This is a genomic window from Pedobacter xixiisoli (assembly GCF_900215335.1).
Classification (GTDB): Bacteria; Bacteroidota; Bacteroidia; order Sphingobacteriales; family Sphingobacteriaceae; genus Pedobacter; species Pedobacter xixiisoli.
Window position 1 is genome coordinate 768,829 of sequence record NZ_OCMT01000004.1, and the last position, 14,348, is coordinate 783,176.

The 14,348-nt window shown below is 37.7% G+C and carries 10 protein-coding genes; 5 read left to right on the plus strand and 5 right to left on the minus strand.

What is annotated here, in order from left to right:
• Nucleotides 1-181: 181 nt before the first annotated feature.
• From CRO54_RS19420 to mqnB, 3 genes are all read right to left on the minus strand, one after another.
• On the minus strand, nt 182-1,036 hold the full coding sequence (locus CRO54_RS19420) for a 1,4-dihydroxy-6-naphtoate synthase (protein ID WP_097133732.1): 855 nt from the start codon (nt 1,034-1,036) through the stop codon (nt 182-184).
• Between the two features lie 52 nt (nt 1,037-1,088).
• Complete coding sequence (locus tag CRO54_RS19425; RefSeq protein WP_097133733.1) at nt 1,089-2,207, minus strand: PAS domain-containing protein; 1,119 nt, start codon at nt 2,205-2,207, stop codon at nt 1,089-1,091.
• 150 nt (nt 2,208-2,357) lie between these two features.
• Nucleotides 2,358-2,990, minus strand: coding sequence for a futalosine hydrolase (gene mqnB / locus CRO54_RS19430; protein ID WP_097133734.1), 633 nt, complete (start codon nt 2,988-2,990; stop codon nt 2,358-2,360).
• A gap of 450 nt (nt 2,991-3,440) precedes the next feature.
• On the opposite strand from mqnB, the gene CRO54_RS19435 reads away from it, so the two are divergent.
• The 5 genes from CRO54_RS19435 (at nt 3,441) to CRO54_RS19455 (ending at nt 12,895) form a co-directional block, all read left to right on the plus strand.
• The gene (locus tag CRO54_RS19435; RefSeq protein WP_097133735.1) at nt 3,441-3,851 is read left to right on the plus strand and encodes a 6-pyruvoyl trahydropterin synthase family protein; all 411 of its coding nucleotides are present in this window, start codon (nt 3,441-3,443) and stop codon (nt 3,849-3,851) included.
• Nucleotides 3,852-3,863: 12 nt separating this feature from the next.
• The gene (folE, locus tag CRO54_RS19440) at nt 3,864-4,499 is read left to right on the plus strand and encodes a GTP cyclohydrolase I FolE (RefSeq protein ID WP_097133736.1); all 636 of its coding nucleotides are present in this window, start codon (nt 3,864-3,866) and stop codon (nt 4,497-4,499) included.
• A 168-nt stretch (nt 4,500-4,667) separates the two neighbouring features.
• Nucleotides 4,668-5,552 (plus strand): ACP S-malonyltransferase, encoded by an 885-nt coding sequence (fabD, locus tag CRO54_RS19445; RefSeq protein ID WP_097133737.1) that lies wholly within the window; start codon nt 4,668-4,670, stop codon nt 5,550-5,552.
• Between the two features lie 168 nt (nt 5,553-5,720).
• Nucleotides 5,721-9,449, plus strand: coding sequence for a sensor histidine kinase (locus tag CRO54_RS19450; RefSeq protein WP_240775144.1), 3,729 nt, complete (start codon nt 5,721-5,723; stop codon nt 9,447-9,449).
• A 32-nt stretch (nt 9,450-9,481) separates the two neighbouring features.
• Nucleotides 9,482-12,895 carry a hypothetical protein gene (locus CRO54_RS19455; protein WP_240775143.1) on the plus strand — a complete coding sequence of 1,138 codons (3,414 nt, stop codon included), beginning with the start codon at nt 9,482-9,484 and terminating at the stop codon, nt 12,893-12,895.
• A 128-nt stretch (nt 12,896-13,023) separates the two neighbouring features.
• Here CRO54_RS19455 and CRO54_RS19460 read toward each other — a convergent pair whose 3' ends face one another.
• Nucleotides 13,024-13,455 carry a VOC family protein gene (locus CRO54_RS19460; RefSeq protein WP_097133739.1) on the minus strand — a complete coding sequence of 144 codons (432 nt, stop codon included), beginning with the start codon at nt 13,453-13,455 and terminating at the stop codon, nt 13,024-13,026.
• Between the two features lie 134 nt (nt 13,456-13,589).
• Nucleotides 13,590-14,345, minus strand: a complete 756-nt coding sequence (locus CRO54_RS19465; protein WP_097133740.1) for a lamin tail domain-containing protein — start codon at nt 14,343-14,345, stop codon at nt 13,590-13,592.
• Nucleotides 14,346-14,348 lie beyond the last annotated feature (3 nt).

Below are 14,348 nucleotides of genomic sequence, written 5' to 3' on the forward strand. Positions count from 1 at the left end.
GCAGAGAGAAATCTCAGAGTTAAATGCTTTTATGTAACAGATTTCTAACTGCGTTCGAAATGACGCGGCAAAAAATTATTTCCACTTCAGCCAGGTTTATTTAACGCAGGTTTTAAAATTCAATTGAAGTTTGCGCTGCAGGGGCTATTGCGGTTAATCTCTATTCGTTGCTCCTTGTTCTTCAATCCAAAACGTACAAACTTTTTCCAATTGCTGGAATTACCTCATTTTTGGTAGCAATGTCAAACAAAGTATCGATTGCTTTTCTTCCTTCTATGCCTAGATCTACAGAATATTGATTGACATACAATTCAATGTGTTTATACATCACTTCTTCCTCCATAGCCTGTGCATGCTCACGTATAAACTCAATTCCAGACTTTGGATTGGCAAAAGCAAATTCTACTGATTTTTTCACTAAACGATTTACTTTTTCCTGAATTTCGACAGGTAGTTTTCTATTCACTACAATTCCACCCAGTGGAATGGCACAACCTGAAAAATCTTCCCAATAAGCACCCAAGTCTATCACTTTGTGTAAGCCTTTAGCTTGGTAGGTAAATCTATTTTCGTGGATGATTAAACCTAAGTCAATCTCATCATTTAGTAGGGCGTCTTCGATATCGGAGAAAACCATTTGTTGCTTGTCCGTTAAGTTTGGGTAAGCTACGCCCAACAAAAAGTTAGCGGTGGTGTATTTGCCAGGAATTCCGGTTTTCAGTTTCCAATCTCCAGTTTTCAGTTGACTTTCTATTCGCTCTGCATTTTCTTTTTTGCAGATTAATAATGGGCCGACACCAAAACCTAATGCACTGCCTGCATTTAACAAAGCGTATTGCTCTGCAACATATGCAAAAGCATGAAAACTCAATTTGGTAATATCTAATTCGCCTCGCAAAGCCTTTTGATTAAGTGTTTCCACGTCATCAAAAAATACCTTAAAGGTTAAACCTTCTGTATCTATTTTTCCATGAATAAGGGCGTCGAAAATAAAAGTGTCGTTAGGGCAGGGCGAAAAACCAAGTGTCAATTCCATGCGGTAAATTTATAGCTAGAGATTTAAATTACCGTCATTTAGAGTTCAAAGTTTAAGCAGAAACTTTTATAGGCGGTTTTTCGTTGGTGATATCCCGAGTTACTTTGGTGAAACCTACAATCTCTTTACGCTCGTTATGTACCGCAGTAATCACTACACGTGCCATAAATTCTGTATTGTCTTTTCTAGTTCTGTATCCTTCGTCTCTGGCCACGCCAAATTTCCTAGCTGTTTCCAGCATTTGTTGGGGCAGGCGTTCCATTTGTTGTTGGTTATTGTAGAAAATGCTAAAGTTCCTTCCAACAATTTCACTTGTTTTATAACCTTTAATTTTTTCTGCACCCTTGTTCCAGTTTTCTACGTTTCCTTGGATATCGAGTAGTAATATGGCGTAGTCTTCAATCTCGCCCACCATGTTGTTGTATCGAAAAAGTTTAATATCTGTAGTGCCTGTAGCCTCATGAACAACAGATCTGATTTTTGTGTCCAAGATTTTAGCCACATCTGTGATCATTTTCAACCATGTTTTGTCCATTACTACAGCATCTATTTCCGCTAGGTTTAGAAGCCCTAATACTGAAGAAAATGGTTGCCTTATTTCGTGTGATTGAAGCTGTGCAATAGCCCGAAGAGACTGGTTTTTTTCCTCTAATTCTTGTAAACGCTTATTTAGCTCCTTTTCAACCATCCTCGACTCAATAACATACATGATTTGCTGAGCTAATGACTTTAATATTCTAAGCTGGATATGGTCGAGATGGTTGGCTTTAACATCAATTAAACATAATGTACCTATCTTAATCCCATCATTGGTAGTAAGTGCTACCCCTGCATAAAACCGTATTTTTGTGTTTTCGGGGATTTCCAACGTAAAAGCCCTACTAAGATTGGTAGTGTCTTCTATGATTACTGGTTCGTCCGTAGTGATAGCAGCCCTACAAAATGTTAGTTCTGCATCATTTAATTTTAATTCTATTTCTGATGAAGAATTGAGCCAACTGCTACCATCTTCTGATAGCGAAATAATTGAAATGGGTTTGTTGCAGGTATCTTTAGCTAATTTAAGGATGTGCTTTAATTCCTCGACAATAGCATCGTTATGACGTAAAAAATCTCGAATCTTCTGCAGTTGTGCTGTAATTTCTGCTGCCTTATCTATTGTCTCTTCCAAGATTTATCGTAATTGAATGTACACTAATCCTAATTTAGATAGAGTTCATTCCTAATCGCTAAAAATATGCCATTTGTTTGTTTGCTAAGTAACAAAGGGGATAGGTAGCAGCGACAATTCGACTTTCAAAAAGATAAATGCGTTTGGGTTTTAAAACCTGTGGTTGTGTAAAAAGTTGGTTAACCAGTCGTTTAAACTAGACATTGCTAAACCGATTTGCCAGTTCTCTCGATTGCGAGGTTCTACATAATTAGAGATGGCACGTATTTGTAGGACGGTAATATTTAATTCCTTAGCGGCATATAAAACCGCAGCTCCTTCCATGCTTTCTGTTTGAGGTTGGTATAATTGGGTAACGTTTTCTATGCTTTGGGCATTTCCATGCACTTTGTTTACGGTAATACCCTTTACTATTTTTATGCCTAAATTGTCTGTTATGCCCGCAAACGAAGAGAAAGTATTCTCGCCAAAGCCCATTTTTGGTAGCGAGATGAAGTTTTCGTGGTCTTCGGCACCAAGTTCGGCTAAGGTGTCTTGAGTGATGTTAACAAGTTCTCCGAGTTCAATAGTGCTGTCGAAACTACCAGCGATACCTACGTTGAGTACTAAATTGTATTTGCTGCTAAGCTTCTGCCCAAGTGCAAATGCGGTAGCTACCATGCCTACACCAGTAATCAGTACATCGAATTTTTCTGTTTCGATAAAATTATTCGGTGTAAGGTTGAAATGCGCTAAAGTTGCTGCTATTTCTGCTTCGGTGGCTGCCACTACTAGGATTTTCATTGTGCTAATTAACGATAATTTTTTGGTTGTTTTGTTGTTTGGAAGCTTAGTTTTTTGGTGTTTGGCAATGTTTTTTGTGTGCTAAGTTGGTTTTTAACTTTGTCAATCTTAATTTGTGTCATTCATAGAAGATTGACAAAGTTTTTGTAGTGCCTTTTGCTTGCAAACCCCAATTGAAGTGAAATACTTTTTGTACGTCATTTCGACGAGGTACGAGGAGAAATCTAGCATGTGCCATATAAATGCTGGATTTCTCACATGCGTTCGAAATGACGATAAACGGTTCACAAAAAGATTGCAACGAAAAGCAGGGCTAACGTTACTATGGAAACTGATAATTGCTTTTCTAAAAAGAATAGTATTCTCAATTTTTTTGTTTCTGTATATCTTCGCCTATCAAACCTTTGCCTCTCGACTTTATACTGTATATTTGCATTTTATTTTGAAAAAATGATTTATATCACACGTAGAGAAAGCTTCAACGCTGCACATAAGCTGGCTAGACCAGATTGGACAGAAGATGAAAATACGGCGGTTTTTGGCAAATGCGCTAACCCGAATTGGCACGGCCATAACTACCAGTTGTATGTAACGGTTAAAGGAGAGGTTAATCCTGAAACGGGTTTTTTGGTAGATTTGAAGTGGTTGAAACAGGTAATTAACACCCATGTGATTGATAAGGTAGACCACAGAAATTTGAACCTTGATGTTGATTTTATGAAAGGTAAATTGGCATCGACTGAGAATTTGGCAATTGCCGTGTGGGATATTTTGAAACCGCATGTTAACGAAAGCGGTGCAGAATTGCACTGCATTAAAATTTACGAAACTGATAACAACTATGTCGAGTATTTCGGCTAATAGCATCTAAATATGGCACACAACCACGATCACGATGATGAGGAATTATTGGGCTATCAGAAGATAGAACGATATGATGATGATAAAATTAATTCTGTAGCGGTTCATTATAAAGATATCTTAGAGCGTTTGGGTGAAAACCCAGAGCGTGAAGGTTTGTTGAAAACACCTGAGCGTGTGGCTAAAGCTTTGCAATATTTAACGCATGGTTATGATATAAAACCTGAGGAAATTTTGCGTTCGGCAATGTTTAAGGAAGATTACAGCCAAATGGTGGTAGTAAAGGATATCGAAGTGTTTTCGATGTGCGAGCACCACATGTTGCCTTTCTTCGGCAAGGCGCATATTGCTTATATTCCTAACGGACACATTGTAGGTTTAAGCAAAATCCCTCGTGTGGTTGATGCGTTTGCCCGCAGATTACAGGTGCAAGAACGTTTAACCAACGAAATTAGAGACTGTATTCAGGATACTTTAAACCCAGCTGGAGTTGCAGTAGTAATGGAATGTAAGCACTTGTGTATGGCAATGCGTGGGGTTCAGAAACAAAATTCTGTAACTACTACATCGGCGTTTACTGGCGGATTTTTGAATAATGACAAAACCCGTGCTGAGTTTTTAAGGTTGATTACAGCGAATTTGCATTAATCATTGTTTTAAACCGCAAAGACACAAAGAACACAAAGCTATAATAGATAACTGTGTTAGAATGGTGTTGTGTAAGAAGTAGGAACAAATAATATAAATGTAATACGTGAGTTTAACTATTGGGATGAAGTCTCAAATCTCAATACTCACATCTCAAATCTAAAAAAAATGAAAGCATATATTTTTCCGGGGCAAGGTGCCCAGTTTGTAGGCATGGGCAAGGACTTGTACGAAAATAGTCCGCTGGCTAAAGAACTTTTTGAAAAAGCGAATGAAATTATCGGTTTCCGTATTAGCGACATTATGTTTAGCGGAACCGACGAAGAACTAAAACAAACTAACGTAACACAACCTGCAATTTTCTTGCACTCGGTAATTTTAGCCAAAGTTTTAGGCGAAGATTTTAAACCAGAAATGGTTGCTGGTCACTCATTAGGTGAATTTTCTGCATTAGTTGCGGCAAACGCTTTATCTTTTGAAGATGGTTTGAAATTAGTGATTGCTCGTGCTAATGCCATGCAAAAAGCTTGTGAAGTACAACCATCAACCATGGCAGCTATTTTAGGCTTGGCTGATGAAGTTGTAGAGCAAATTTGCGCTGGAATTGACGAGGTGGTAGTACCTGCAAATTACAATTGCCCGGGGCAGTTGGTAATTTCTGGTAGTATTGAAGGTATTGACAAAGCTTGTGAGCAATTAACTTCAGCAGGAGCAAAAAGAGCTCTGAAATTAAATGTAGGTGGTGCTTTCCATTCGCCATTGATGGAGCCAGCAAAAGTAGAATTACAAGCAGCAATTGAGGCTACTAATATTAATGCGCCAGTTTGCCCGATTTACCAAAATGTAAATGCACAGCCAACTGCTGATCCAGCGGTAATTAAAGAAAACTTAATTGCACAGTTAACTGGAGCTGTGAAATGGACGCAAACAGCAACAAATATGATTGCTGATGGTGGCAACGATTTTGTGGAAGTTGGCCCAGGTAATGTATTACAGGGCTTGGTGAAAAAAGTGAGTAGAGAAGTACAAACTAGCAGCGCAAGCATCGTTTAGTTTTTTCAATATTTATTGGGGCTGTTTAAAGGTAAATCAACCATCGGCAGAAAAAGTTTCAAAGATGTATAACATCATCGCTTTTTCTGTGTTTATACGTTGGAAATAAAGATTTTGCTTTTTACACAGCCCCATTTCTGTATATTTATATTTTAAAGCCAGCTCAGTTTGAATACAGGACTAAAAATTAGGTTATTGATGTTGTTGCTAGGGATATGTTGTTTTATCACAGCAATTTCCTTACGCAATTCAATTACTAAAAAAGACCTGTTGTTGCACGAAGCCAACGAGCTGCAAGAAAATCTGTTAGCAAGGGAAAGAATTATCTATGATTACCTTACATTCCCATCAAAGCTAGAAGACCTTAAGAAGTTTAGTGTAGACGAAAACTTAGCGAATAATTTTACTTCTGCGTATAGACCCGCAGGAATCAATGTACTGGTCTATAGAAATAATCAGTTAGAGTATTGGAGTACTTACAAAGCTGTTCCCAAAAATGTAGATAGGTTAAAGGACGGAACTTCATTTGTGTTGCTCTCAAACGGTTATTACGAGCTAGTTAAAAAGACCTTAGGCGAATATATGTTCGTTTTTATTGTGACGGTTAAAACCCAGTATGCAATAGAAAATCAATATTTAAAAAATGAAATTTGGCCTGGCCTTTTTAATAATAATACGCTAGAGATAGCCTCTTTTACAGACAAAGAAACTACCGAGATCTTTAGCTTGAGCAAGGATTATCTTTTTACCGTAAAGCTAAGTAACAACTATACCGATAATATTTTTACTTCTGCCGAGCTATGGCTGTGGTTGGTAGGAACTTTATTTGTGAGTTTATTTGTAAACTCTTGTGGTTTATGGTTGGCCAAACATGGCAAGGTATTGCTCGGAACGCTCCTCGTTGCGGTTTATTTTATAGCCTTTAGAATACTAGACCTTAAATATTTTTGGTTTAACCATCAGTTTGATTTAAAGATATTTGACCCTACAATATACGCAGAAAGCGATTTCCTTCCTTCATTGGGAGATTTGCTTTTGAATGTGTTGGCCTTTACTTGGATATGGATTTTCGTATATGCACATAGAAAAATGTATGTGTTGCCTAACTGGATTGCGAAGATAAAAGTAGTGAACTACATCTTGTTCGCTTTAATTGCATTATTGTTGTCGTGGGTAGGTTTCTTGACCGAAAATCTGTTTTTTGGTTTAGTTTACTATTCTAAAATCGAGTTTAATATTAGTAATATCATCAATTTGGGATGGGTAAGTTGGTTAAGTATATTCATTTTATGCTTGGTCTGGCTAAATATCTACCTGATGATTAATGCCATCGTTGTGCTGATGAAGCAGTTTGCGGTTGGTGCTAGAGAAAAGCTATTCGTTTTCCTACTTATCGTATTAGGTTTTACCATTTATAAAATAGCTACAGATTATACCGTATTTTATCTAGTTTATGCACTGCTAATTTTCATGGTTGCCTACAACAATCATATGCAAAATAGTAGGTTTTCTATTTCAGTAATGGCGGTTGTCTTCCTTTGCATGGCTACCATTACTTCTATTAAATACATTAGGTTTGAAGATGTAAAAGAGAGAAATACCCGAGCTGGGATAGCAGATAAGCTAATGTATCAAGATGATCCCAAAGTGATGAATGCCATTGAGCTTTTGGAACATGGTTTAACGTTAGACTCTCAGGTAGTTAGTTACTTTAAACAGCCGCTGCTGATACAAACCACAAACTTTCATAATTACATCTCTAAAAATTATTTGGATGGCTATTTGTCGCGTTTTGAATACAAAATGTTCGAATATAATAGTAGCGACCAATCTTTGAAAAGTGCCGAAAGCTTACCTATTAGCAAGTATAAGAACTTGGTGAAATATGGTGCGGTAAAAGCGCAGCAGGCAAATTATTTTTATCGCGTTAACGATACTTTCGGCTTCCAAAACTACTTTGGTATCATACCTGTATTTGATGGCGGGAACTTGCTAGGTACAATGGTGGTTGAGCTAACCTCAAGGCCATATGATTATAACACACTCTTCCCTGATTTATTAATAGATGGTAAGTTGAAAAGCGATGAAGATTTAAGTAAGTATTCATTGGCTTTTTATAAAGAAAATCAGTTGTTCAGTCAGTCTGGTAGTTACGTTTACCCAATGGTAAATACTTATTTTAAAGGTGAACGCGACAGGATTGAGTTTATGAACGAGTATACTGCTGATTATTCATACAGTCATGCGGTATACAAACCTGCGAATAATCGCTTGGTTGTAATCAGTTTAGAAAAGGTAGATTTTACCGTTAGATTGGCTACGCTTTCATTCTTCTTCCTTATTTTTATCATATTTGGAATTTTTGCATATATCATTGTTTGGCTGGTCATCAATATCAGCGATAGCCGTGGAGGCATATTCAATATCAACAGATATTTGATGATTAATGCCAACAAAATCCTTTATAAAACTCGTATTCAGTTTTCTATTGTACTTTCTGTAGTGGCTACTTTGGTAATTGTTGGATGGACGACTTTTTTCAACATCAAAAGCCAATATTTAGAGCAACAAACTGAACAGGTAAGAGAAAAGGTTAGAAAGGTACAATTGGCTTACGAAAAACAAATTGCCTTGGCCGGAACCATCAGCAACAATAGTGAAGCTCAATTTGAATTTAATCAGTTTGCTGACGTCAATGGAATCTATCTTAACTTGTATGATATCAACGGTAATCTGTATTTAACTACTTTGCCTAGAATATATGATTTGGGTATTATTGGACGTAAAATGGGACCAACGGCTTACATGCAATTGGCAGTGCAACAAAAATCAGAGTTCATTAATCCTTCAGAAAAAATAGGAACATTTAGTTATGCTGCGGCTTATGCGCCGGTAAGAAACGCTGATAATCAAACTATCGCCTATATCAGCATTCCTTATTATTCAAATGAGGAAGATTACCAAGCTCGAATTGGTCTGTTCATCAATACTTTAATTAATATATATGCACTCGTTTTTGTGTTGATTGGCGTGTTGGCTGTTTTCTTGGCAAATCAGATCACTAGTCCGCTAACCTTCATTCAGGAAAATATCCGTAGAACGAAATTGGGGCAGGCAAACCAGCCACTTGTTTGGCACCGACAGGATGAAATTGGTGTGCTTATTAAGGAATATAACAAGATGATTGCAGAGCTAGAAATTAGTGCCAATAAGCTGGCTCGCAGTGAAAGGGAAAGTGCATGGCGTGAGATGGCTAAGCAAGTAGCGCATGAAATTAAAAATCCGCTGACACCTTTAAAGTTGGGGGTGCAATTGTTGGAGAAATCTTGGAGGGAGAAGGACCCAAATTTTGAGAAGAAGTTTGCTAGTTTTAATAAGTCTTTTGTTGAGCAGATTGATAGTTTAGCTACCATTGCTTCAGAGTTTTCAAACTTTGCCAAAATGCCTGATACCAAATTGGAACACATTGCGTTGGTGCCAATTATTGAGCAGGCTAAAGAAGTTTTCAGTTCTATGGACCATGTCGAAATCCACATCTTAAATAGAAGTAATGTAGAGCTTTTAGTGCTAGGAGATAAGGATCAGCTGTTACGTTCGTTTAATAACTTGTTGAAGAATGCAATAGAAGCCGCCGATGGCAAGGAGAAATGTGTCATCAAAATACATATTGCCAATGATGAAAAACAAGCCTTTGTAGAGGTGGAAGACAATGGAAAAGGAATTGACCCAAGTTTGCACAGTAGCATTTTTAGGGCTAATTTTACCACCAAGTCTTCTGGCACAGGTTTGGGCTTGGCGTTTGTAAAGCAAGCTATAGAAAACGCTGGCGGAAAAGTTGAATTTACATCAGTATTAAACAATGGAACCATCTTCTATCTTAGCTTTCCTTTGGTGTAATGGTGCTTAGGGTTTGCCTCATATCGCTTTTAGTGATTTTGGTAAACACTGGATTAAGAGCACAGCTGAATACCAACCAACGCATTAAAAAAATTACAGCCACCAACAAAATTATCGCTTTGGATAGTTTGAGTATGGTGCCGCAATCGGTTAAAGTTCATTACAATGCCAACGTTCAGGTAGATACTTCTCTTTATCAGATAGATTATGCCAAAGCTACTTTTTTATGGAAAGGGGCAGAGGGTATTGAGCTTACCTTGAACTATAAAATATTTCCAATTTTATTTTCTAAAAGCTATTATCATAAAGATGTGAAGCTGATTGAGCAGTTGCCGATAGATAATAGCAGTTTCTATAGTTATAAGCCGCAAGCAGTAGAAAATACGCTCTTTTCGATGAAAGGCTTAAACAAGAGTGGAAGTATTTCGCGAGGGATTATGTTCGGTAATAACCAAAATCTTTCGGTAAACTCTAATATGGTATTGCAAATGTCGGGTAAAATTGGAAATGACATCGAGATTTTAGCTGCTATTTCCGATGACAACCTACCTATACAGCCTGAAGGAAATACCCAACAACTGAACGAATTTGACCGAGTGTTTGTGCAAATCAAAAAAGATAGCACAGTACTTACCGCTGGAGACTACGAGTTGAAACGTCCGAATAGTTATTTCATGAATTTTTATAAACGCACCCAAGGTGCCATGATTAGCCATGATTTTAAAACGGAGAAAGGCATTAGGTACAGTACTACCGTCGCAGCAGCGGTGGCTAAAGGTCGCTCAGCCCGAAATCAGATTATTGGTCAGGAAGGAAATCAGGGGCCTTATCGTTTAACGGGCAATAATGGTGAAACCTATATCGTGGTGATTGCTGGTACAGAACGTGTTTTTATTGATGGCGTGGCTTTAGTACGAGGTCAGGATAACGATTATATTATCGATTACAATACCGCCGAAATTACCTTTACTGCCAAGCAACTCATCAATTTAAATTCTCGTATCTCCGTAGAATTCGAATATTCTGATAAAAATTATTCCCGCTCGCTAACCTATTTAAGTCAGCAGATAGAAACAGATCAATTGGCTTTTCGATTGAACTATTATAACGAAAAGGATAACAGAAACCAACCTTTTTTGCAAACGCTGAATGATGAGCAAAAGCAGTTCATGGCTACCTTAGGTCGTGATATTTCGCAGGCTTATTACCCTAACGTTACCGAAGTTCCTTTTAATGAGAATGAGATCCTGTATGAACGATTAACTTCTGTAGGAGGCATTGAATATTATCGATACGCTACTGAACCGACGTTAGCTAAATATCGAGTTGGCTTTTCGTACATCGGCGAAGGACGAGGAAATTATCGTATCAATAGCCAATCGGCAGCTAATGGTAAGGTTTACGAATTTGTAGAGCCTGTAAGTGGAGTGATGCAGGGAAGTTACGAGCCCATCACTTTGTTGGTTACGCCTAAACAACAACAACTAATTACAGTGGCTGCTGATTTTAAGCCGAAGAAGCAAAGTCTTTTCAGTACCGAATTTGCCATTAGCAACAATAATGTCAACCTGTTTGCCGATAAAAGTGCAGCTAACACTTCTGGCTATGGATTAAAATTAGAAGCCTTACATCCCATTTTATTAAATGATAAAGGTTTGAAGTTAAACACCTCTGCCAATTACGAATATGTAAGCAGAACTTTCAAACCGATAGAACGCTATAGAACGGTGGAGTTTAACCGTGATTTTAACCTAGACGCCATTACTACAGAAGCAACCGAACATCTTTTTTCGGCAGGCTTACAATTGTTTAAAAAGGAAAACCAAAATATAGGCTATACACTTAATACGTTTACTAGAGAAGGACAATATCAAGGTTATCTGCATAGGGTTAATGGTTTGTACAAAGCAGGTAAATATGGTTTTAAATACGATGGAAGTTTGCTTAATTCTGATGCCACAGCAAATGATGGAACTTTCTTTAAGCATTACTTAGATGCTAATCGAGAGGTGTTTAATCTCGTGGCCGGATTTGTATTTGAACAGCAGCAAAATACCACTGCCCATAAACAAACCGATGCCCTGACAGGAAATAGTTTCTCCTATAGCATTTACAAATTATATCTGCAGAGCAAAGCTAGCCAAAGCAATCGCTATAAAATTGACTACAGCTTTCGTCAAGACCAATTACCTCGTGGAACTGAATTGTTGAACAGTTCGCACTCGCAAAGTGTAAACGTAGGTGTAGATTTAACCAAGAATGTAAATTCAATCTTGAGGTTAACAGCGGGTTACCGTAAAACGGGATATGAAAATGGATTTGCTTCCGTAAACAATGATGAAAGCTTAGTAGGTAGATTAGATTATAACCTCAATGCGATGAAAGGCTTTATCAACACTTCCATTTACTACGAGGTGGGCAATGGGCAAGAGCCTAGAAGAGAAATTACCTATTTAGAAGTTTTGCCCGGACAAGGAATTTACGCTTGGAATGATTATAATGGAAATGGTATCAAGGAACTAAACGAATTTGAGATTTCTCGTTTCCCAGACCAAGCCAAATATATCCGTATTTTTACCGCTGGAACAGAATATGTTCGTACTAATTTCACCGGCGTAAATCAGAGTATTCGTATTACGCCAAGTGCCATTTTAAAAGGCGGCAAAGGCTTTCAAAAATTTGTAAGCAGATTTACCAACCAACTTTCCTATAAAATAGATAGAAAGATTTTAGCAAGTGATGGCTTCGAGGTTTACAATCCTTTTCATACGGGTATAGACGCTGCAAATCTCATTTCTTTAAGTTCTTTTTTAAGGAATACACTTTTCTTTAATCGCAGTAATCCGAAGTTTGGTGTAGATTTTAATTATTTAGCGGATGGAGGTAAAAGCTTTTTGAGCAATGGATTTGATAGCCGTAAACGCAACGAAAGAGGACTGAGGATAAGAACCTCTCCTGTGAGAAGTACCAATATCAATTTCACGGTTAATCAAGGAAATAAGAATTACAATTCGGAGCTTTTTGCGCAGCGTAATTACCAAATCAATTACTTTGAGCTTTTACCAGAATTTAATTACCAGTTCAGCACCGATTTAAGATTGACATTTGCTGGCGTTTATGGAAGTCAGCGTAATGCTAGCGAGTTTGGTGGAGAGAAGAACCAGAATGTTACTTTTACTACGGAGACTCGCTATAATGTGCTTAAAAAAGGCGTGTTGACTGGTAAAGTGAGCTATATCAATAATCAATTTACAGGAGAAAGCAACAGTACCATTGGTTACGAAATGCTATCGGGTTTACAGATTGGAAATAATTATACTTGGGGTTTGGGCTTGCAGCGCACGATCGGTAATGGTATACAGTTAAACATTAGTTATGAAGGTCGTAAATCTCCACAAGTTAATGTAGTGCATACAGGTAATATGCAGGTAAGGGCTTATTTTTAGAAATCTTTCCGTCATTTCGACGATAGGAGAAATCTTTGAAGAGGACAAGGTATCTTTGTTTAGATAGAAATTACAAAGTTCAAAGATTTCTCCGCTCGCTATACTGCGGTCGAAATGACGATAAAAATTTACTTCCCCTCCTTATTATAACTCATCATCCAGTTAATTCCGAATTTATCGGTTAGCATGCCGAAATAATCTCCCCAAAAAGTGTCCATTAGTGGCATGGTAATTTGTCCATCTGTACTCAAAAAATTAAAAATTCGGTCGGCTTCTTCTCTGCTGTGTGCAGAAATAGAAACTGCAAAATTGTTTCCTTGCTTAAAAGTTGGAGCCCAGTCGCCGCCTACATCACTGCCCATTAAAACAGAACTTCCAATAGGTAATGATACGTGCATCACTTTGTTTTTATCGGTTTCTGGTACTTTATAGTCTTCGCTTGAAGGCATTTCTCCAAAACGACCGATGTAGGTAAATTCGCCGCCAAATACTGATTTGTAAAAATTGAATGCCTCTTCGCAGTTTCCATTGAAGTTTAAGTAGGTGTTGGTTGTTGTCATAAGATTCTAAAATTTGGTTACCTAAACTTATACAATTAAATCAGTAAAAATGTTAGCGAAGCTTTAAATTTCGATTAAACAAATTAGCGTCGTATCTATAATACTGCTATGATGAGTTTGATAAATAACTTCTATTATTTAGTTGGTAAACCTAAATTTGTATAGTCCCAAGCTCTATCGGCAGAAACTTGCCACTCACTATCTACAGCTGTAGTGCCTTTAGCCTTGTTCCAATCTGTTGTGGGGTTATTTACTGTAGCTTTTCTGAAGAAAGTCCTATTTCGGGTATCAGTTTCGCCAGCGATGGTCCACACGAAGTTGTTACGTGCGCTGCTAGAACCAGTACTGGTTACCCTAGCCACTTGCGGACTGCCAAATACGTCAATAATTTTGTAGTTGGCCGTTCCCAAAACAATAGTTCCGGCAGCATCTTTTTTAAGTAAGGCGATAGCACTGTTGCCGCTTAATTGCAGAGGATTGCTTGCATTTGTAGATGTTCCCCAAGTTATGTCTCTTTTTATCACTGTGGCATCTGCAGATTGAGCGGCAATTACATAGCATTTGCTTTTATCTAATTTTGATGTCAACACTAAAAAATTGCCTGCAGGAAATGTCCAATCTGTCAATGTAGCAGCATCTGTTGTTGCGAAATAGCCTATGGCATAATTGCTTAAATCAATACTTTCATTTGTGCCATTATAAATCTCTACGTAGTGAGGTCTAGTTCCGTTTGCATTAGCATCCGTATTTATCGCCGTTGATATTTCGGAAATCAACAAATCTGAATTTCCTGCTGGCGATGGAGGAGCTATAGGTGTAAATTCTATTTCCGAAGAGCAACCAAATGCAGTTGCAATACTTAAAAGTAGGACTGGAATATATCTTTTCATGTC